Annotated in this window: 14 protein-coding genes and 2 pseudogenes; 10 read left to right on the top strand and 6 right to left on the bottom strand. The window is 59.8% G+C overall.

Annotated features, from left to right (window positions below):
• A complete protein-coding gene (locus ACW9TV_RS08120; protein ID WP_494302983.1) occupies nucleotides 1–3,012 on the bottom strand; it encodes a hypothetical protein in 3,012 nt (1,003 codons plus the stop codon).
• A gap of 144 nt (nucleotides 3,013–3,156) precedes the next feature.
• Between ACW9TV_RS08120 and ACW9TV_RS08115 the strand changes: the two genes are divergently transcribed.
• The 7 genes from ACW9TV_RS08115 to ACW9TV_RS08085 all read left to right on the top strand — a co-directional run bounded on the left by ACW9TV_RS08115 (nucleotide 3,157) and on the right by ACW9TV_RS08085 (nucleotide 13,930).
• Nucleotides 3,157–5,850: a UvrD-helicase domain-containing protein gene (locus tag ACW9TV_RS08115; RefSeq protein ID WP_494302982.1), complete on the top strand. Its 2,694-nt coding sequence runs from the start codon at nucleotides 3,157–3,159 to the stop codon at nucleotides 5,848–5,850.
• Between the two features lie 87 nt (nucleotides 5,851–5,937).
• Complete coding sequence (locus ACW9TV_RS08110) at nucleotides 5,938–8,991, top strand: helicase-related protein (protein ID WP_494302981.1); 3,054 nt, start codon at nucleotides 5,938–5,940, stop codon at nucleotides 8,989–8,991.
• A 2-nt stretch (nucleotides 8,992–8,993) separates the two neighbouring features.
• Nucleotides 8,994–10,844, top strand: a complete 1,851-nt coding sequence (gene drmB / locus ACW9TV_RS08105) for a DrmB family protein (protein WP_494302980.1) — start codon at nucleotides 8,994–8,996, stop codon at nucleotides 10,842–10,844.
• Between the two features lies 1 nt (nucleotide 10,845).
• A complete protein-coding gene (locus ACW9TV_RS08100; protein ID WP_494302979.1) occupies nucleotides 10,846–12,063 on the top strand; it encodes an NERD domain-containing protein in 1,218 nt (405 codons plus the stop codon).
• Nucleotides 12,056–12,430, top strand: coding sequence for a DUF2924 domain-containing protein (locus tag ACW9TV_RS08095; protein ID WP_494302978.1), 375 nt, complete (start codon nucleotides 12,056–12,058; stop codon nucleotides 12,428–12,430). The genes ACW9TV_RS08100 and ACW9TV_RS08095 overlap by 8 nt, the downstream gene beginning before the upstream one ends.
• A complete protein-coding gene (locus ACW9TV_RS08090; RefSeq protein WP_494302977.1) occupies nucleotides 12,427–13,179 on the top strand; it encodes a recombinase family protein in 753 nt (250 codons plus the stop codon). The genes ACW9TV_RS08095 and ACW9TV_RS08090 overlap by 4 nt, the downstream gene beginning before the upstream one ends.
• Nucleotides 13,151–13,930, top strand: coding sequence for a hypothetical protein (locus tag ACW9TV_RS08085; protein WP_494302976.1), 780 nt, complete (start codon nucleotides 13,151–13,153; stop codon nucleotides 13,928–13,930). The genes ACW9TV_RS08090 and ACW9TV_RS08085 overlap by 29 nt, the downstream gene beginning before the upstream one ends.
• Nucleotides 13,931–14,046: 116 nt before the next feature.
• Here the strand turns inward: ACW9TV_RS08085 and ACW9TV_RS08080 are convergent.
• The 5 genes and pseudogenes from ACW9TV_RS08080 to ACW9TV_RS08060 all read right to left on the bottom strand — a co-directional run.
• Nucleotides 14,047–14,378, bottom strand: a pseudogene (locus ACW9TV_RS08080) (integrase core domain-containing protein); the annotation flags it as partial.
• A 647-nt stretch (nucleotides 14,379–15,025) separates the two neighbouring features.
• On the bottom strand, nucleotides 15,026–15,277 hold the full coding sequence (locus tag ACW9TV_RS08075; protein ID WP_494302975.1) for a hypothetical protein: 252 nt from the start codon (nucleotides 15,275–15,277) through the stop codon (nucleotides 15,026–15,028).
• A complete protein-coding gene (locus ACW9TV_RS08070; RefSeq protein WP_494302974.1) occupies nucleotides 15,274–16,518 on the bottom strand; it encodes a Y-family DNA polymerase in 1,245 nt (414 codons plus the stop codon). The genes ACW9TV_RS08075 and ACW9TV_RS08070 overlap by 4 nt, the downstream gene beginning before the upstream one ends.
• Before the next feature lie 290 nt (nucleotides 16,519–16,808).
• Nucleotides 16,809–17,654, bottom strand: coding sequence for a DUF5681 domain-containing protein (locus ACW9TV_RS08065; protein ID WP_494302973.1), 846 nt, complete (start codon nucleotides 17,652–17,654; stop codon nucleotides 16,809–16,811).
• Nucleotides 17,651–18,985, bottom strand: a complete 1,335-nt coding sequence (locus ACW9TV_RS08060) for a site-specific DNA-methyltransferase (protein WP_494302972.1) — start codon at nucleotides 18,983–18,985, stop codon at nucleotides 17,651–17,653. Before ACW9TV_RS08060 ends, ACW9TV_RS08065 begins: the two co-directional genes overlap by 4 nt.
• A 147-nt stretch (nucleotides 18,986–19,132) precedes the next feature.
• On the opposite strand from ACW9TV_RS08060, the gene ACW9TV_RS08055 reads away from it, so the two are divergent.
• The 3 genes and pseudogenes from ACW9TV_RS08055 to ACW9TV_RS08045 form a co-directional block, all read left to right on the top strand.
• Nucleotides 19,133–19,417, top strand: a complete 285-nt coding sequence (locus tag ACW9TV_RS08055; protein WP_494302971.1) for a helix-turn-helix domain-containing protein — start codon at nucleotides 19,133–19,135, stop codon at nucleotides 19,415–19,417.
• Nucleotides 19,414–20,292 (top strand): ImmA/IrrE family metallo-endopeptidase, encoded by an 879-nt coding sequence (locus ACW9TV_RS08050; RefSeq protein WP_494302963.1) that lies wholly within the window; start codon nucleotides 19,414–19,416, stop codon nucleotides 20,290–20,292. The genes ACW9TV_RS08055 and ACW9TV_RS08050 overlap by 4 nt, the downstream gene beginning before the upstream one ends.
• Before the next feature lie 16 nt (nucleotides 20,293–20,308).
• Nucleotides 20,309–20,518 (top strand): annotated as a pseudogene (locus ACW9TV_RS08045) (IS3 family transposase); the annotation flags it as partial.
• Nucleotides 20,519–20,523: the final 5 nt, after the last annotated feature.

Here is a 20,523-nt window from a genome sequence, read left to right as displayed (position 1 = left end):
CTACTGGCCGGCCACATTGACGCCGCGCGACGCCCTGAATCGCAATGCGGCGTACCGGACAGCCCGCGATGTCGGGCGGTCGTCAATCAGCCGTTCAAGCGCCTGCCTCCAACCCTTTGTTGACACAACCTGGGCTGGAGCGGTCCAGAGCCAAAAGGCGAGTTGCAGATGCTCTCGCGAAAGCCATCGCGGCATGTTTCGGCTCTGCAGGTCTGCGTGGCACTCGTCGAGCAATCGGACGACCTCATCCGGAGACATTCTGTAATAGTCCGCCGCCTCGAGCCGGGAGGCACGTCGCGCGGGCAGGATCATCCGGGCAAGACTGGTGCCGACCTGCATTTCCTGCACCTTCTCGAGAGCCCTTAACCAGGCCTCGGGCTCCCTCCACGTATCGACGTCCTCGAATTGCTCTCGTTCGGATTCAGGCAAGCGTGCTCCGTATGCTTCATATGCATTGATGACTGCCGTATCCATGTGCTCGGCGAATTCATCGGACGCGATGTCCCCGGGACGGTCCCATTCCGACTTCCAGCAAGACTCGATTTCGTCAGCAAGCAGATTGATAAGCCCTTGGATCTGCTCGCTCTTGAGGACCGGGAGGTCATCTCCTCTTGCAAGACCCTTGTCCCACGCGGTCCGGGCAAGCCCTCGAAAGCGGCTTCCGGGAAGCAATTCCGTACGCGCTTCCTCATGGCTCCATCGTTGTCCGCAGAGCATGCGCACCAATGCCGTCTCGATTCGTGAGGCGGCAATTCTTCCTGCCGCTGCTGCTATTGTATTGTCCGTCACTGCCACGGTCCAACCGATGTAGCGGTCGAGCAGGCGTGCCAATCCCATGCCTTCCTGGTTTGCTTGAACAAATCGTGGAAGTGCAGAAGGAATGTCACAGTGGATCTGTGACAGATCAAGTCTGGAGGGGCCAACTATCCGACCTTCAGCGGTTAGTTCGGTCGCGTCTGCGAAGGGAATCAAGAGATTAAACCCTTTTCCTGATTTGAATTCCTCGCAGGAATCGGGTTTCGCTAGGGGATGTTCGAGCGGGACAGGGACGATCTGAAGACGAGCGTCGTCCGCAAATGCTCGCCAAGTTAGGTCGTCGTCAAGCCATTCACAGCTTCGGGGGGACCAGCCGGTTTCCCAGCTCCTCGACCAATATTGGCCCAGCCTCAGCCGCAACCGGAACTGCCTGTCGCGTGGCAGGTCTAGCCCGGATACCTGTTCGGCCAGCGTGGATATAAGGTCGTGTGAGCCATGCAGAACACACGGCAAATCCCGAAGCAGGGCATGAGAATGGGCGAGTACATACCCATCAGCCAAAAGTGACAGGTCAGCCGCTACGCCAACAACGTTCTCGGGGGCAAAAATCCTCACCACGAGCCTACCGGCGAGCAGGTCATCGAGGGTCGGCTCGGCGGGTTCTGGTCTGGCCTCAAAGGCTGCCGGCAAAGGCTCGGCGTCAAGAATGGTTATAAATGCGTCAGACGTTTGTGACCCTGCAACCAGTCGGATTGCATGCTCGCCCTCCTTAAGGTCGAGCAGCACCACTTCGCCCTGGCCGACCCGAACGGTGTCTTCCTTGCTCACACTGACCGACACGGTCGATTCCCCGGTTCCGGCAGGTTTCAGAAGCAGTGGAAAGCCCGCCGCATAGATTGGCCCCCGCCAGCCCTCTGCCAAAAAAACTCCACCGACAAACTCTGCGACCGGCCGTCCCGGAACCCGGATACCGAGCTTCTCGGCAAAGGACCTCGCAGCATTTGCTCGGAGATCGACCTCAATGCAGGAAAATCCGCAGACAGGTGCCATCTCGACGAGCCCGTCGCCTGGCTGGGGCGTTCGGTCTGTCAGAATAACCAGCCGGTCATCCGGCAAAATGCGGGTTTCGTCTATCTGGGCGAGATCATTACCCGACGGCACCCTGCGAAAGACCATCGGAAGTGCCTGATTTGGCGACAGATCAGTCAGAGGATCAGATTCATCCTTCCCATAGATTTCAAGAAACGCATGCCCTTCGATCAGGGCATCAGCGAATGCTTCGCTCTCGATGCGGACATAAAGGCCAGAGAGGACAAGGTCAGCTGAAACGGGACCAACGCAGCCCCACAGGAAGAGCCCCCGAGGGCGATCTGCAAGAGCGGTTTCGATCTGATTGCGAAATGGCTGCTGAAGTGTCGGGAAACGCAGAAGCAGCGCGTATGTTCCTTCATCTTCCGGACGAAGCGCGAATGTTGCGATGCCATGAGGCCCGCTTTCTGTGCGGGTTGCCCTGCGACGCTGGCGGTGAATTGATATGGCACTGCGGACCGAACTTCGCGCCTCTGCATCCGCTTCCAGATCCCCGACAAGACGCGCGACGGTTGCCGCTGACAATCGACTGTCCGGATCGGGAAGTTCCAGCAGGTGATGGATCAGGGTCCGGGCAATTTCCTGGTCTTCTGCCCACTCCCGGAAGCGGCCGGAAGCAGAGCCGCGAGCTATGTACCGAAGGTCCTCTGCGAAATCCGAATCCCGACGGCCCACTGGCGCAAACCTGACAACCTGTCGCAAGGCCGCGGCAAGGGGACGCTGGATCTCGCGAGGAGCAACAGCATTCGCGATGGGCCACGCAATGTGCCGAAATGTCCGCGTCCATGCGCTGTCGACCGGCTTCTTCAACCCCAGTCGCCGATGAGCGCTCCTAAAGAGGTCACCTAGCGTTTCCCGTCCGGAACTGGAAATGCCAGCTCCCAGCCGTTCCTCGAGGCGCGGCCAGTAGTCTGTGCCGGTTCCGCGGTATTCGTAGCCCACTTCTGTCGCCGCGACGATTGCCGGGAGTGAATAGCCGTTCCATCTTCCGTCAATACCGGCTCGCCGTATTTCACTACCCACGTGATCAAACAAGGTCGCCAGCTCGTTGCGATCCAGACCATGTTCAAGCGCGAAGACGGGAAAACCTGCACGCGCATTTCCAAGGTTTGCAAATACGTCCTCAAGCCTGGAGTGCCAGTTTCTCAGGAGTGATACGTAGTCCATTACACTCATGAACCCCAAGCCGTCTAAAACAGCTACAGTACTGAAAATTAAACCAGACTATACCGCCAGTTCGTGAATACAAGTCTGGACGAGGGGCCCGATCAATGCAAGACAACATGCGGGAGTTGGTCCAGGGGCAGGCAATTGGCACTTGAAGTTGTCAGACAGGAAGATCTAGCCCTCGCCCTGAAGCTTCCGGCGGAACCTGCTGGCGGTCCGGCGCGGTCAGCAATCGCAGACTGGATCCGGGATACGGTCGCCCTGCGCGGTGCAATCCCGCGAGATGAACTGATCGAACGCTCGACTCAGCTCTGCACAGGCGCCGGTTATTCCCGGGAGCTCAGCCACGACAGGGTTGAGCGTGTCATCACGGTTCTTCTGGCCACCGGAGATATCAATGCTCTCGATACGTCGAGTGGATCGCTGATTTTCAGTTCAGCCGGTACGCGTATCAGCGTCGACAATGACAGCGATGCGTTGATCGGTGCGACAGGGATCGGTCAAGCGGATCAGGCGGAGAAGGCTGTCCCGCTTTGCAGAAGGGTGCCGGCAGAGGCCGGTTCAATACCACTCGTAGATTACCTGGGATATCCCGGGATCGCCGAAAGCTTTCCGGAAATTGACCCGGCCGACACGCCTGACTTGCGGGGCATTGCGCTGAGATTGCGAGATGTCGCTATGCGCCAAAATTCTGTGCAGTTGTCGGGAAAGTGGGAGAGGGTCGCCTCCTTATCCGGCAGCGACCTGTGCCTGATGACTGACGGTCAGGGCAACTGGGCACTCGGGCTTCCCCGTGAAGAGGGAACTGCTGCAACTTGCCTCCTCGATCACCCGGGTCAGGCCGGCTGGCTCTATCTCGGCATGCGGGGAATTGTCGCCTTTTCGGAGTGGCCTGAACATCTCACTATTCCTGACCAAATCCTGCGGGCGCTCGGCATTCTTGCGATTCCCGAGGACGATACGTTCAGGCGCTGGGACGTCCCCACTGCGACCCAAGAATTCTTGCTCGGCTGGCTCGGTCTCAATGACGTGCAGACAGATGGGGGCGCTGATTCAGATCAGGACAGGGTCATACTTGCGCCTGTCTCTGCACGGCTTCTTGTCGAGGCAGCTCCAGGCAGCGGGAAGACCTGGACCGCCTGCCGACGTGTCAGCCAGCTGGTCAACGATGGCGTGGCGCCCACGCGAATAGTACTTCTGAGTTTTACGAGGGCTGCAGTTGCCGAAATCCGGGAACGGATCGGAAGTCTTTTGGACGAACCCGATTTTGCAGCCGACATCACAATACTGACACTCGATGCCTTCGTCTGGCGCCTGCTGCTGGCGGCCGAAGACTGCCCCGACAGTGTTTCAGGCCATGACGAGGCCGTTCGCTTCGTTGTCCGCTGCATCGAGAAGGGTGAAAGGGATATTGTCAGCTTCCTCAGCCGGATCGAGCATCTAACAGTCGATGAAGCGCAGGACCTGACCGGCGACCGGAAGAAGCTTGTGATCGCCCTGATTCGTGCACTGGCGCACCAGTGCGGTGTAACTGTGTTCCTTGACTCGGCGCAGGCGATCTACGGATTCACGAACACCGATCCCCGGGCTTTCGCTGAAGAACTCGGTGAGCCAGGGTCAGGCTTTAGAACCGTACATCTCCGTAATGACTACCGCACGCAAACTGCTTCACTGAAGAAGATGATCGCGGCTGCACGCCCGCTGCTGGGTGCGCCTTCCCGGGAACCATCAGAACTGTATCGAACGGTTCGTGAACTGATAGAGGACTCGGCATCCGGCAAGGTGCCGGCCCCCTCGAACCAGGAGACTAACCCGGCGGACGGCCGGACATTCATGCTCTTCCGATCGAGGGCAGAAGTACTTGCGGCAACAAACTCGATGTTGCGCGAAGGCCGCCGGTTCCGCGTTCGACTCGCTGGTGGAGCAGGCATCGTTGAGCCATGGATTGGCGCTGTGCTAGGCGGAATCGAGGGCCAGGTTGTTGATGCCCGACAGGTGGCAGACTTGTTCGGGCAACTCTCTCCCCCACCGCTTGTGCCTTTCGAGGAGGCGTGGAGCATTCTCAGGCGAAATGCTCCGTCGAGTGGGGCCGGCGTCGATCTTAACCGGTTGGCCAAGCTGGTTTCGTCGCCGAATCCTCCGACTGAAATTGTCAGAACCGACCTTGGATACAGGACAGGACCGCTTCTCTCCACAATCCACGCAGCTAAGGGCCGCGAGGCGGATACGGTACATCTCATGCTCCCTAGGTGGCCAGAACGTCCGGACACTAACTGGATGGAGGAAGCGAGAATTCTGTTTGTGGGAGCGTCGCGGGCACGCAGGAAGCTGAAGATTGGTTCAAGCACGTCCATTCTTCGCCCGCTTCAGGGAAGCCGCGGCCGACGATGGCGCCCCTTCACGCGTTATGGGCGACCGGATGCGCTGGTCCAGACGGGCATTCCCGGAGATATCGATATCGAATTCCAGAATGATCCTGCTGCCTGGGGTGGCGAGACGGTTCTCGCGGAAGCCCGAGAACGGCTGTGGCGCCATGCACTCCGCCCCAGACCCTTACGGGCAGTCCGTGACGAAGACCGATACCGGCTTGAACTGGACGAGCCCGGCGAAAGAGGTGGTACAGTTGGCTGGCTTTCCAGGCAGTTTGGCAACGACCTCTGGTCCATCGGCGAACACGTCTGCGGGACCCGCACTCCGCCCCCAGCCGTCTTTGGCGGTATCTGGCTCCTTGGCGTTACCACTATGGCCTCATCGTCCGAGACAGACGGCCAACCGCGCATCGGGCTGGCCCCGGTCGTGACCGGGACACCTCTGGTCCATTTTTCCCCTAAGGTCTGAATCCGGAAACTGATTATGAAACACGTCCGAAACACGATCATAAGGCGGCTTTCCAGAGATATTCTCGGTCCGCGCGGTGTATCGGAAGTGATCGATGACAGGCCGGGAGACGTCTATCTTACAGGGGTTCTCTTTCCGCCAAGGCAGGCTCCGGGGGGCGAAGAAGACGAGGATGCTGACGAAGAAGGTTCATTTGTCGAAGCTGGATCCGGAAACGAATCTGTCTCGATGGCAAACTCAATGCGTCCGTCGACCTGCGGCATTTCCTTTGCGGTCGGTACCGGAGACGGTGAGGTTCCGGCAGTTGATGTAAGGGTCCGTTGCGGAACCTACCTGGCTTCTGGCGGAGAACCCGCACCAGAGGGCGGAAAGCGCACACCTCTCCGCTGGAACAGGACCGGTCATGTAGTCTGGGTCAGGGAACTAATCCTCGAATACGGATACATGGAGCCTGTCGATCTGGCCTCGTTCGGTCTTCCCGGCCTTCATCTGCACGTCCGCACGGCACGCTGGGGCGAAAACCTCCTTGTGACTGCTGTCCTTTCCAATGAAAATGGCCTTCCACCGAATGCTTCGCGCCGGGAGCTCGAGGAACACTCATACTTCCAGACCGATCTCAGGATTACGCCATGCCCCGGCACATTCCTTGTGGCGCGACCGGATGTCGTTAATGGCACCGATGCAGACTCGCGCTCGGCTGCGCTCATTTACCGGGATGCTCATTCCTACGCGGTAGGACATCTATCGTCGGCCACTTGGGCAATGCACGATGGGAAGGTTGCATCGGTCCGGACAAGCTGGCTCCCTACGGCATTTGTCGATGCGACGAGTGCGGAGGGCGACGATGCATTTCGGACGCTCGGCTCTGACCCTCAAAGCTCACCTTTTTCTGCCCGTTGGTTGTGTGAGGCAGAAGACGGCAGCCTGACTGGTGGCCTCGAACGTGTCGCAGCCGCTTATGAATCCTGGATTGCCCGCCAGAATGAACGGGTGCCGGGTCTACCCGGAAATTTGCAAGAACAGGCATGCCTTCATCTTGAAACCTGCCGGCTTGCACTCGCCCGCATCAGGGACGGTATCGCCTTGCTTGCCACGGATGCCGACGCACGCATGGCGTTCCGTTTGGCAAATCGGGCGATGCTCTTGCAGCGCAGCTGGTCGGGATCAGCAGATCTGGTCTGGCGCCCGTTTCAGCTCGCCTTCTTCCTGCTCGCCGTTCGTTCAAGCGTTGATGGCGAAGCCGATGACCGTGGCACGATGGACTTGCTGTGGTTTCCTACCGGCGGCGGCAAGACCGAAGCCTACCTGCTTCTCACCGCTTTTCTGGTATTCTGGCGACGCCTGAGGAACAGAGGAGATGGCGGCGGCGGAGTTGCCGTCCTCATGCGCTATACGTTGCGCCTGCTCACGATACAGCAATACGAGCGCGCTGCCGCAATGATTTGCGCCTGTGAACTAATCAGGTCAGGCGGTGAAGGTACCGGTGTGCCGACTGTCCTTGCATCTTCCCGCCCCATTTCGCTTGGCCTCTGGGTGGGCGGTGATTCCACGCCGAACACTGTAGCCGCTGCAGCCGATGCCCTGCGGCAGAAAAGTGCAAGTACTCCTGCGCAATTGACGAAATGTCCGTGTTGCCGCTCCCCACTCAAGTGGGAAAAGCCGGCGGATCTCGACGAGATCCACGCCATCTGCACCAGCGGATGCGCCATTTCCCGAATGGCCGATCATCTGCCAGTCTGGACAGTCGATGAAGACGTCTACCGTGAGCTGCCCTCGCTGCTTATCGGGACGGGCGACAAGTTCGCGCAGATCGTAAGAAAACCCGAGACGGCCCGACTGTTCGGCCTGGAGACAGATTTCGCAGCACCGGAACTCGTTATTCAGGATGAGCTTCACCTCATTTCCGGGCCGCTCGGAACAATGGCCGGGCTCTATGAAGTGGCAATCGACAAGCTCTGTTCGCGCAACGGGATCAGGCCCAAGATCATCGGCTCAACCGCGACGATCCGCAGAGCGGACAGCCAGATCCGTGCGCTGTTCGACCGTGACACTTTCCAGTTTCCTCCCGCTGGTCTGGACCATCGGGATTCCGGGTTCGCTGTCGCTGCCGATCCTGAGGTCCGCCCAAGTCGCCTCTATGTGGGCATAACAACGGCAGGACGGTCGGCAAAGTTCACCCTTCAGGCAGTGAGCGCATCGCTGCTCCAGTCTGCAGCCGGACACGAAATCGACGAAGCAGATCGCGATCTTTACTGGACCCTCGTCACCTATTTCAATTCGCTTCGCGAGCTTGGTGGTGCACTGGTTCTGATGCAGGACGACGTCATCAAGACCGCGGGTCAGTACGCCGGGCGCAGGAATGGCGAGAGCATCCGGGAAACCGTGGACGTGACCGAACTCACAAGTCGCGTGGACTCTTCTGACATTCCCTCGATCCTAACCAGGCTGGAGCGGAAGGCAGGAGATCCGGACGCCGTTGACGTTGTCCTGGCGTCGAACATGATTTCGGTGGGCATCGATGTCGAGCGGCTGGGCGTCATGGTGGTAAATGGCCAGCCCAAGGGAATTGCAGAATACATTCAGGCAACAAGCCGGGTTGGTCGTGGTGCGGTGCCAGGGCTTGTTGTGACTATCTTCAATGCGAACAAGGCGCGCGACCGCAGCCACTACGAAACCTTCCGGACATGGCACCAGACACTTTACCGCGATGTCGAGGCAACGAGCGTCACTCCCTTCGCCCCCCGGGCAAGGGACAGAGCGCTCCATGCTCCACTCGTGGCACTGGCACGCCACCTTGTCGCCGGCCTCAAAAATTCGCCGGGCGATCCCGAAGACTGCCGCGAGGAACTCGAAAAGCTCGTCGGTGATATTGTAGCGCGAGCCGAACGTATCGATCCCGATGAAGCTGCGGCTGCCCGTGCCGAACTGGAGAAGATGCTTGATGACTGGGCGCGGCGGGTACCGCTTGCGCGGTATTGGGATGACAACAGGCTGGACGAGAGTCTTCTGATGTCGGCAGAGAAAGCTGCGGAGATTGCAGCCGCCTCCGGCTGGAAAACACCGTCTTGGCCGACGCCGAACAGCCTCAGGAGCGTTGAGGCTTCAGTTGAGTTCGGGCTTTCACATGGGTTGCAGGATTGAATATGGCAAGGCTTGGCAAGATCCGTCGCAGTCAGGTGATCTCAACGTATGGCCCGGGAGCCATTGTTGACTTTCGTGCCGGCAAGAAAGGTGGCGCTCCGGTATCGATCGTAACTGCAGGTCTCGATGAATGGGACAACGCGTCCTGGACAGCTGGCCTAATGAACGATCAATGCATCAGCGAACCCCGTCTCCAGAAGAAACTGCGAGTGGACGGCTTCCGGCTTCCGCCAGTCGGATATGAATACAGGGGAAGCGGGCAGAACCGGGAAAAGCGGATCAGGCAGCTGAACGGAATTCGCTTTCCGGACTGGCTTCAATGCCCCGTTTGCGGTCTACTCCAGCGTTCGAGGAACTGGGCCGAGGACCCCGGCGACCCGGCTCTCTATTGCTCACCCTGCTCGCGAAAGAGCGAAGCAGGACGACGGGTTCATGTCATTCCTGTTCGCTTCGTGCTTGCGTGTCCGGACGGCCATCTTGATGAATTTCCGTGGCACCATTGGGTGGGGCACAAGGAAAGTTGCGACCGGCGAAAACCGCTCAGGCTCGTGACGCGCGGCGCTGGCCTGAAAGGGCTGTGGGTGAACTGCACAGGCTGTTCTGCGGGGCGGTCTATGGAGCAGGCTTTTTCCTCCGCGATGATGCAGCGGATGAACATCCGTTGCTCGGGCAGGCGCCCGTGGCTACCGGGACCAAATGAAGCATGCAACCATGCTGGCCCGCCCCAGGCAGTCCAGCGCGGCGCTTCCAACCTCTATTTCCCTGCCACTGACTCAGCCATCGACATCCCGCCATGGACAGACGAATTCCAGACCGCTCTTGGTCAGCACTGGGCTGCACTGCAAACCGCTGCGTCCATGGAAGATGCCGATTTGATCGTGCGCCTCGTAGTCTGGCCACAGTGGGATGGTCAGCAAATGACGCTTGAGGAAATGCAGCAAAAGGTCAGGCAACGCCTGGCCCTTATCAATGCACCTGAACGCCGGGACATCCGGGGAGAAGAATATCAGCAACTCACGCTTGGTGAGGCAACCCGTGATCCGAAAAGCGAGTTCTGCATCAGACCGGAACCGGTTCCACCTGCTCTCTCAGGATTGCTGTCGAATCTCGTACGCGTGGTCCGACTACGCGAGGTCAGGGCTTTGTATGGCTTTACCCGGATCTATCCTCCGAGCGGGGAATTCGGCTCCGGCATCTGCTCGCCGCTCAGCGTCGCACCGAAAAAGTGGCTGCCGGCAGCCGAAGTACGCGGCGAAGGGATATTCATCGCGCTCGACGAAGAAATGGTAGGGCAATGGGAGCTCCAGCCAGCCGTCCAGGAACGGGCAGCCAGAGTTGACCATAATTGGAAAGAGGCCTGGAAGGATCGCGGCAACGACGGCGACCCGCCTTTTCCCATCACTCCACGCCTGATTCTGGTGCATACATTGTCCCATGTGCTGATGCGACAGCTTGCGCTCGACTGCGGCTATTCCACATCCTCGATCAGGGAGAGAATCTATGCTTCGGATGGGGATCCTGGTATGTGCGGCCTCCTTATCTACACGTCAGCGGCCGATGCAGACGGAACGCTTGGCGGGCTGGAGCGACAGGGCAAGCCGGAACGCTTCATACCCCTTGTCCGGGATGCGGTCCGGTCGGTTGAATGGTGCTCCTCTGATCCACTTTGCATGAACGGGCTGAATTCCCTGTCAGAAACAGGAAATCTTGCTGCGTGCCACTCCTGCGTTCTCGCACCGGAAACTGCTTGCGAGCATTTCAACCGGTTTCTTGATCGGGCGATGATAGTGGGCTTGCCCGGCGATCCTGCCGTCGGCTTTTTCCATCAGCTGCTTGCAATGGAAGAGGTCTGAGATGGCTCTGATGTTTCCGACCGCCCTGCCGTCCTGGGTGACCAATGACCCGTATCGCTCGGCCGAAATCGAAGTCTACAAGCTGATGCGGGACGAGGTCCCTGATGATTACGTCTGTTACTATTCCCGTCCCTGGCTCGGTCTTGATGAAAAAGGCTTTGAGCGCGACGGCGAAGCTGATTTTGTTGTTGCTCATCCCGAGCTCGGACTTCTTGTCATTGAGGTCAAGGGAGGCGTGGTCAGCAGGGACGAAGGTACCGAGAAATGGAAGACAAAAAATCGCCTGGGGTTCACGAACGAGATCAAGGATCCTGTGCAGCAGGCCGTCTCCAGCAAATATCAGCTTATCAAGAAGTTACGGGAGCATCGGGATTGGGACGGCAAATTCATCACGCTACGACATGGCGTGATCCTTCCTGACAGCGCGCGGCCCGAAAGGGACCTTGGCATCAATATGCCCCTGAGGATTTTCCTGTTCGGGCCTGAGATGAATCAACTTCAAGCGTGGATCGAAGCTCGACTGGGCCAGACCAAGGGCGAAGATGACGCACCCGGGCAGGGTCTTGGGCATACAGGGATGCGGATTCTGCATGAGCTCGTTGCAGGAGCGATTGAGCTTCGTCCAAGTCTCGCTAGGGCATTGCGGGATGACCGCCGTGCTATCGAGACGCTGAGTTCCGATCAGCTCGATGTCCTTGATGGACTTGTCGACCAGACGCGTGTCGCCATCGCCGGTGGTGCCGGCACAGGCAAGACAATCTTGGCACTCGAGAAAGCTGCGAGACTTGGGGAAGCCGGTCTTTCCACACTTCTGATATGCTTCAATGCACCACTTGCAGAATGGCTCGAGCGGATGACCCGGCAAATGGCGAATGTAAGGGCTCGCAGCTTCCACGGCCTGTGCGATGACATGGCTGCTGCCGCAGGCGTTGATCTGCCACCGCGAGGAAGCCCTGCATATTTCAACGAACTTCCCGGAGCGATGAAGGCGGCGATATCATCCCGCCCCGATCTGCGGGTCGATGCAATCATCGTTGATGAAGGACAGGATTTTGAGAACGAGTGGCTCGAATGTCTGGACAGTTGCCTGAACGCAGCCATCGGGCCGATGGCGCGTCAGTCTACAAGATGGTGGCTTCGGAGATCGCCGCCCAATGACCCGCCGGTCCTATCTGACCTTGGCCCAGATTGCCGAATTGGACCCGGCAGGCTTGGCTGAAGAGTGGGCGCGCCGTTACGGCGCGCCAGCGCCCAACATCTCGCCCGATCTTGTGCGGCTGGGGCTGGCTTACAGGTTCCAGGAGCAGCGCCACGGCGGCGTGAACCGCGCGTCCAAGACCGTGATGAAACGCGCTACTGTTGTCGCCAACCAGCCGGTTAAGCCGACGGCCAGCATCCGCAAGCTCACGCCCGGCACGCGCCTCGTCCGCGACTGGCACGGTGTCGGACATACTGTGACCGTTCTAGATGACGGGTTCGCTTATAATGGCAAGGAGTGGACCTCGCTCAGCGCCATCGCCAAGGCCATCACGGGCGCCCACTGGAACGGCCCGCGGTTCTTCGGTCTGACGGAGCGCCGAAAGTGACGATTAAGCGCTGTGCGGTTTACACCCGCAAGTCCACCGAAGATGGTCTGGAGCAGGAATTCAACAGCCTGGATGCCCAACGTGAGGCTTGCGAGGCCTTCATCCTCAGCCAGAAGCACGAAGGCTGGTCCCTGGTTCCCAATCATTATGACGATGGCGGGTTCTCAGGCGGCAGTATGGAACGACCGGGGCTGAAGGCGCTGCTGGCCGATGTCGATGCCGGGCTGGTCGATGTTATCGTGGTTTATAAGGTCGACCGCCTGACCCGCAGCCTGGCGGACTTCGCCAAGATCGTTGAACGCCTGGATGCAAAGTGCGCAAGTTTCGTGTCGGTGACCCAGGCGTTCAACACCACCACCAGCATGGGCCGTCTGACGCTGAATGTGCTGTTGTCGTTTGCCCAATTTGAGCGCGAGGTCACAGGCGAGCGCATCCGAGACAAGATTGCAGCCTCCAAACGCAAGGGGCTCTGGATGGGCGGGCCTGTGCCGCTGGGCTACGAGGTCATCGAGCGAAAACTTGTGCCGGTGCCTGAGGAGGCTGAGCGGGTCAGGACCATCATGAGGCGCTATGTCGAAATCGGGTCCGTGCCTGCACTGCTCGAGCAGCTGAAGGCCGAAGGCATCCTCACGAAGGTACAGGTTCTCAGCAGCACCGGACACCGTGGTGGCATTCCTTGCACAATATCTTGCCTATGCGGTGGGTACGCTCCGCGAACTGATGCCCGACAAAAAGATCAGCATGATTAATTTCGGTGTGCCGGTCGCCAATCTGAAGGACAGCGCCGTCACCGACGATTTCAAGCGCGTGATCAAGGCAGCCATGGGTCTGATCGATAAGGCGGCAAATCTTACGCTTGCGGACGTACGTATGGCCCTCGATCAACCGCATGACTGTCCAATTGGGGCGAGTTTCCACGCCGAGTTGAGCGGAGCTATAGCCGGCTATTGCAGCAGCGCGCGGCACCGCCGAGGCCCACACATGATCATCGATTGCGGCTCGGCCACTCTGGACATCGCCAGCTTTGATCTGGACGAAACTGATTGGCCGATCGGTATCTATGCCGCGAAGGTAGAGCCGTTGGGAGCGGATGCCTGTGCCCGCTATATGGCCGTGGGCGCCTTAGAACAGGATTGCCGAGACGCCGCACGGTTTCAAGAGTTCGAAGTCTGCGGTGACACTCTGCGCAAGGACCGAACCGGCTTTCAGCTCCAACCGGATAGGAAGTTCAATTACCAGGTCATTCTTGTTGGCGGCGGCATCAATGGAGACATCCACAAGCCACTCTTGGAGCGCATAGAGGAGGCTTTCTCCTTCAAGTTTCACCGTCCGAAGTTTGATACGCCGGTCGAGAAGAGTAGTGACGCCGATGATGCCAGGCTGATCTTGGCGAATGGACTCGCGCGTGACCCAATCGATCTTCGTGAGGTTGCAATGCCAGAGGACCGGCCCGGAATTGACTGGCGCGGGCCCGACATGATCAGCAAAGACCAAGTCTGACGCTATTGCGCCTTGTCATGGGAAGCGCTGACGTGCTCTCCTGAAATGTGACCAATTTTGAGTGGAGTCCGACGCGAAGTGACCCGCTCCCCGTTTCTGGACCGCCTTGCTGGCTTCTATCCAGCCCCTGCCGGCAGAGGCTGGCCGTTTGCCCCTGACCGGTTCTGCAGCGTTATCGGCGGCTTATTGCCGATCGCGCTGTGCAGTCGTTCTTCATTGTAGTCTCTACGCCAAGCCTCGCATTTTGTCACCGCATCGCCGAGGCTCATGAACCAGTGGGCGTTCAGACATTCGGCTCGGAACTTGCCGTTGAAGCTCTTGATGAACGCATTGTCCGTCAGCTTTCCAGGCCGGGAGAAGTCCAGCGTCACGCCCTTCATGTAGGCCCACAGGCGAGCTCTCGGGAGATGAACTCGCTGCCCTGGTCGACCCGGATCGAGCCCGGATAGCTGTTCAGAGACCGGGGGCCAACGCAACCCAGCCGTTCACATGAAGATCCCGGACGCCTGCGCCACAGATACCCCGCGCTCACGAACCAGCCTCACCGCCTCAAACTTGAACTCCCGACTGAACTAACGTCGTCCCATCGCCCACCTCCTGCTCCGCTAAACACCTAATCTCGGTATCCACGAAACCGGGGACAGGCCAGAATCTGTAGTGGCTTGCCTGATGCACGCCTTTCGGCTCCCCAGGCTCAACGTCCGAAACGACAGCATCTCTACATTAGTCAATCGACCGTATAGTTCAACATGAGCGGCAAATCGCTGACCATTACTTTGAAATTACAATAATAATTTCGACAACTCCGTTGGCTCTACCTCAAAGATCAGCGGGCTCTTGAGGGCCATAGCCCCATCCGCACCAGAGTCTCACAATAGCTTCAGCAGTCCTGCATCCTCGAACTGTCGGCCCAAAATATCGAACTGCTGCCGAGCGGCAAGCGGAAGGGCATCTGCTGCACTTTCAGACCCTCGCGCCGCCAGATAAGCTCGACCCGCTTGCGGTTGTCCACCCATTACGGGAGCTTCTGGCTCATACAGCCGTGCGGATCAATTCTGCCTGCCAACCCCGCGCAGCCGTGCGCATGGCCCGGCGTTACGCAATCCCGCCCACAAAGCCGCTTGTCTTGTGCAGGCGGGGCAGCGCCATGCGCATCTGGCCGTTGCACCCGCGCATCCGGCATCGGGCACGCCGTTGCACTTCAAACAGGTAAAGCTGCCTGTGCCTGGCATCGGCCTGAAGGGCCGCAACTTCCAGATACCTCAGGTGCCCGCATCGCTTGCAGGTCAGTTCCAGGCGATCCGAAGCATCCAGGTCCAGCACCTGCAAGGTGTCGGCCCAGGTCATGCAAAATCTTCGGCAGAGGGGATTCGCGTGAAGCTGATCTTGCCGCCCACATTGCCCCCTGCCGGCGGCTTCCAGGGGCCGATGCTGATAAGGGTCCGTCCATATTTCGCGTTTGCGCCGTCAATGGCCCTGCCCACACGTTCCCATCGTTGCCGGTCCCGATCGTCATCATCCAGCAGATCAAGTTGCCGCTCGCCAGCCCGAGACAGTGCGCCCAGCGTGACGCCCAGGCGAAAGATTGCTTCCCGGCCAGCCGCCATTTCCAGATCAGCCCACATCTGTTTCAGACCATCCAGCACGCCCGCATCATCCTGAACCTGCCGCAGCGGCTGTTCTGCCCCCCACCAGCGGTCCCGCAAGCTTGCATGCAGCAGCATCAGACTGGATGCATAACCCTCCCTGCGCATGCGCCTCGCCGCCTTCACGGCCAGCAGGCGGGCGATTTCCCGCGCGGCGGAAAGGGTCCGCCCCTCAGGCGGAAGCACCCGCATATGGCCAAACATGCCGCGTTGCGAAGGCGGCGCCTCGATCGCGTAGCCCTGAAGGGCATACCAAAGCCGCTCCCCGCTGACGTTTCGCCAGATGGCTCGCGCCTGCTTCGGGGCCAGCCGCAAAAGCGCGTCCGTTGATTCAACGCCGCACAAGGCCAGCCGGTGCGCCATCCGGCGCCCAACGCCCGGCACATCCTCCAGTGGTATGCGGACCAGGGGGGCGGGCATGTCCTCCGGTCGCCACACCGTCAGCCCGTCCGGCTTTCCAACTGCACAGGCGATCTTGGCCAGGTGCCGATTGGCGGCAAAGCCCATCGAACAGGTGATGCTGGCCCCGATCGAATAGCGAATCTGCCGCTTGATCCGCTGGCCCAGTCCGTGCGGGTCTGCGATCTCGGCAGGCCCCAGCCTGCAAGCCAGTTCGTCGATGGATTTCACCACATCAACCGCAATGACCGAATGAATCTCCGCCACCAGCGCATTGTGGGCGCGGCGATACATGTCCGGCTTTTGCGGCACCAGAACCAGATCCGGGCAAACGGCCTTGGCGTCTATGACCGACATGATGTTTTTCACGCCCCGCGCCTTCGCTTCACGGGAACAGGCGATCAGGATCGCGCGCGAGCCTCCTTCATACGGGATCACGCCGACGGGCCTTCCCCTCAACCGAGAATCGATCTGCTGTTCAACAGACGCAAAAAATCCGTCGAAATCCAGATACATATGCTCGATGGTGGCAGGCTTTCGCATTGGGCGAGCATATCGAAGGAAACGGAACAAAAAAAGAACAAACAGGAACGGTCCGAGCCATGTGGAATAGATTATGTGGATTGGGCGGCTAGCCCTCTCGATCACGGGCAAGCCATGATATCCAGGCAGACACGCAGCCCTTTTCGGCATGACGCAGGGCCAAGTGACCAGACAATAATCCGTCATATTGGTGTGCAACCTGTTTCCTAGGTATCTGATCAAGAAGACGATAAGGGTTTCGTTTTCTGGCGTTGCTCAGCCAATAGCGCACCTCCCTCCCCCGGCGCGGTTCAGGTTTTCCGGCGTCGTTCTGCCAACATGGCGCGAGCCTGCCCGGCCCTTGATGCCCCTTCCCGATAGGATCTGTTTTCCAGCTTCGCTTTATAGCGATCGGGCATGACATCATTGATGATGTCGAACATCAGCTGTTCGTGGTGCCATTCGTCGAGAAGTATCTCCTTCATCCTCGGATTCCGTGTGCGCCCATATCTTTGGGCGCACTCGTTCACTACCTCCTGCGCCGCCGCCCTTCGGTCGAGGTTCTTGTCCCAGGCCGCCTTCTCCTCCGGACAGAACGGACCCAAGATGCGGACCTTACCTGTACGATAATCAATATGGATGTCTGCGGGGTGCGGAACGGGATCCGGCAGCGGCAGGCCGCGCCTCTGGAGCTCTTCAAATTCTCGCTCCCAGTTCATTTTGTATTCCGCAACTGTCTCGAAATAGCTCTTCTGCTGCTGCCGATGCTCCTCTTCCACGTTGGCAACCATCTCTGCGACCATCTTCTGCGCAAGCCGGTTGCCCTTCATCGCCGACACACTCATGGAGCGGAACACGGCCTGGATGGCAGGGAGCTCGATCACCTTCTCGCCTTCGCGGATTGTAACCGAGCGATAGGCCTCCTCGAGAAGAAGCTGGTTGGCGAGGCGCTCGGAAGGGCCATAGGAGCCTTGTGGCAGCTTTACCTGCGGCTTCTGTTTGCGCGGTCTGCCATGGGGATTGCCGGACCGACCTTTCTGGAACCGGTGCTCGCTAGGTGGATTGCGATAGCCTACCGGCTTGGGTTGAGCCGATGCGCGCTGCTCGGCGCTGTCGTTGCCGTCATTGACAGGCTGCTGATCCGGATCAGCCTTCATTCGGCCGCCTCGCTCCGGATGCTCCCCATCCCCTGGCGATCTTCCGCCACCTGTTCGAACGTCTGATCCGTGCCAACAAGAGTTGCCTGCTTGCCGGTCAGCATCTCCCAGCGCCGCACGATCGTGTCGCAGTAGATGGGGTCGTACTCGATCAACCTCGCGGACCGGCCCGTCTTCTCGGCCGCGATCAACGTGCTCCCCGACCCCCCGAACCCGTCGAGCACGATCTCGCCGCGCTTCGAGCAGTCACGGATGGCATCCGCGATCAGCGCAACCGGCTTGACCGTCGGATGCATGGCAAGCTCCTCGGAGCGATTGGCGCCGATGCTGCTGATACCGGCATAGTCCCAGACATTGGTGCGGTACCGCCCGGTCTCTCCGAGCCCAAAACTGTTGGTGTGGGGCGCAGTTCCTGCCTTGAACACGAAGATCAGCTCATGCTTGGAACGATAGAACGCCCCCATGCCGCCATTGCTCTTGTTCCAGACGACCAGGTTCTTGAGCTCCGTGAACGCCGCCTCCCCTGCTTCGAGGAGTTCGCGCATGTGCCGCCAGTCCATGCAGACGAACGCAATCGCCCCATCGCGCATCACCCGGCCCAGGTTCGACAAGGTCTCTGTCAGGAACACCGTGAACTGGCTGGCGCTCATCTCACCGCTCGCAAACGCGAACTCGCGGTGCTTGACCGATCCAAGCCCGCACACATGACCGTCGATCGCGACGTTGTAGGGCGGATCCGTGAACAGCAGATCGGCGCGCTCTTCCCCCATCAGGGCGTCCATGTCCATGGTCGAGCGCGTGTCCCCGCAAAGCAACCGGTGCCGGCCAAGCTGCCAGAGGTCCCCCAGACGCGACACCGCCGGGCCCTCAATGGTTGGCACGGCATCCTCAGCGGCATCAGGCCCCGACGGGTCCGACTCCCGAGCATCGTCGAGGGCGAAGTCGACCTCCGCCAGGCTGAACCCGGTCAGTTCCACATCAAACTCCAGGTCGACCAGCGCCTGGAGCTCGATTGCCAGGATCTCCTTGTCCCACCCCGCGTTCAGCGCGAGCTTGTTGTCCGCCAGCACATAGGCGCGTCGCTCGGTCTCCGAGAGGTGTGACAAGGCCAGCGTCGGCACCTTCGTCATCCCCAGCAGCCTTGCCGCCTCGACCCGACCGTGACCGGCGATGATCTCGCCTGCGTCCGAGACCAGCACCGGGTTGGTGAACCCGAACCGCTCGATGGAGGCCGCAATCTGCTTCACCTGCTTGCGGGAGTGGGTGCGCGCGTTGCGCGCGTGGGGACGAAGGGATGCGACATCGCGCTCGATGATCTGTTGCGGGGGCATGGGCAACTCCAGCCGTTGACGTCTCTGTATAAATATATTGAACGCTTGTCTTTGTCAATGGCCGGCGTATGGTTCCGTATAAGCTGATTGAACGGGAGACCCATGAGCTTCGGACGCCGCCTCCATGACCTGCGCATGCGCAGGTCCATGTCCCTGCAGGACGTGGCCGATGCCGTGGGCATGTCGAAGGCGCATGTCTGGAACCTGGAGAAGGGCCTGTCCGACAACCCCTCCATCGAGCTCGTCACCAAGCTCGCAGATCTGTTCCGGGTGCGCATCGCCGATCTCGTCGGCGAGAACCCGGATTCGCCCGACGAGAACCCTGAGGTAGTCGCCATGTTCCGGGACCTGAAGCAGCTCGATGAGCGCGACCGCGAGACCATCAAGGTCCTGATGGACCAGTTGAAGCGTCGACCGGACTCCAAGGGTTGACGCTGAGCCGCCTCGATCTCGACGGGGCGGGGTCGCCCGACGCGCTGGTCACGCGCATTCTGAAGCTCAAGCCCGATCTAGAGCTTCCGGTCCCGATCGAGGACCTCTGCGCTGACCTCGACATCTTCAGCATCGCCGACCTCGAGACCGAAGGATTTGAGGCGGCCCTGATCACTGATGCGGTGAAGTCCAAAGGCGCCATCCTGGTCGCCAAGGGACGATCACGGCAGCGGCGCAGGTTCTCGATCACGCACGAGCTTGGGCATTTTTTGATGCCGAGCCATATACCACCTTCGGATGGGCAGTTCCTCTGTTCCGCCGAGCAGCTGCAACAGATGGCTGCCAAAGACCAGGATCGCCAAGCGCGCATGGAAGCCGAGGCCAACAGGTTCGCGGCGCTGTTGTTGATGCCCCCTCCCCTGCTCCGCACGCGATTGCGCAAAGCGCGACGGCCGCAGCTCGAACAACTGGTTGCGATGGCCGAGGAGTTCGACGTCAGTAAGGACGCCATGGGGCGCGCCTATGCCGAGCACCATGACGAGCCGGTCGCGGTACTCATCTGGCGTGAGGGCCGACTGATCCGCTGCTATCGCAGCTCGACGATGCCGTGGCTCTCGCTGCGCTATGGGGATCGCATGCCGCGAGGATCGGGCGCCACTGCGCCTTCGGACGAAGTCGGCAGGATCGCCGAGCCTGCAGAAGCAGATCCGCATCTCTGGTTCGACGATCGCGCTGCGCGCAAAGTTGCCGGCCTGTGCGATCAGGTGCTGTTCCTGCGCGATGGATACAGAATGCAGCTCCTCCACGCCGAGCTGCGGGCCGACGACGAGCCGGACGAGACCGATCTTGACGAGCGGTGGCGCCCGCGGTTCTGAGCAGCTTGCAAATGTCGAGGCGGCGCTCACCGCAGACATCACCGCCCTGGCACGTCAGTATGGCCGCTAAGACTATCGGCGGATCACGGCGTTTCTTCGTGATGCCGGCTGGCAGGTGAACCGCAAACGGGTGCAGAGCATCTGGTGCAAGGGAGGGCTGAAAGTGCCGCAAAGGCAGCCCAGGCGCAGCCGACTCTGGCTGAACGACGACACGTGCATCCGGTTGGCCGA

It is taken from the genome of Sandaracinobacter sp. T42 (assembly GCF_059115405.1).
The sequence above is the reverse complement of the archived record's forward strand: the minus strand, read 5'-3'. Positions and strand labels throughout refer to the sequence as shown.

Excerpts from the sequence above, each read along its gene's own strand:
- ACW9TV_RS08120 (WP_494302983.1), bottom strand. The coding sequence starts at position 3,012 with ATGGACTACGTATCACTCCTGAGAAACTGGCACTCCAGGCTTGAGGAC.
- drmB (WP_494302980.1), top strand. The coding sequence starts at position 8,994 with ATGGCAAGGCTTGGCAAGATCCGTCGCAGTCAGGTGATCTCAACGTAT.
- ACW9TV_RS08100 (WP_494302979.1), top strand. The coding sequence starts at position 10,846 with ATGGCTCTGATGTTTCCGACCGCCCTGCCGTCCTGGGTGACCAATGAC.
- ACW9TV_RS08085 (WP_494302976.1), top strand. The coding sequence starts at position 13,151 with ATGCCCGACAAAAAGATCAGCATGATTAATTTCGGTGTGCCGGTCGCC.
- ACW9TV_RS08075 (WP_494302975.1), bottom strand. The coding sequence starts at position 15,277 with ATGACCTGGGCCGACACCTTGCAGGTGCTGGACCTGGATGCTTCGGAT.
- ACW9TV_RS08070 (WP_494302974.1), bottom strand. The coding sequence starts at position 16,518 with ATGCGAAAGCCTGCCACCATCGAGCATATGTATCTGGATTTCGACGGA.
- ACW9TV_RS08065 (WP_494302973.1), bottom strand. The coding sequence starts at position 17,654 with ATGAAGGCTGATCCGGATCAGCAGCCTGTCAATGACGGCAACGACAGC.
- ACW9TV_RS08060 (WP_494302972.1), bottom strand. The coding sequence starts at position 18,985 with ATGCCCCCGCAACAGATCATCGAGCGCGATGTCGCATCCCTTCGTCCC.
- ACW9TV_RS08055 (WP_494302971.1), top strand. The coding sequence starts at position 19,133 with ATGTCCCTGCAGGACGTGGCCGATGCCGTGGGCATGTCGAAGGCGCAT.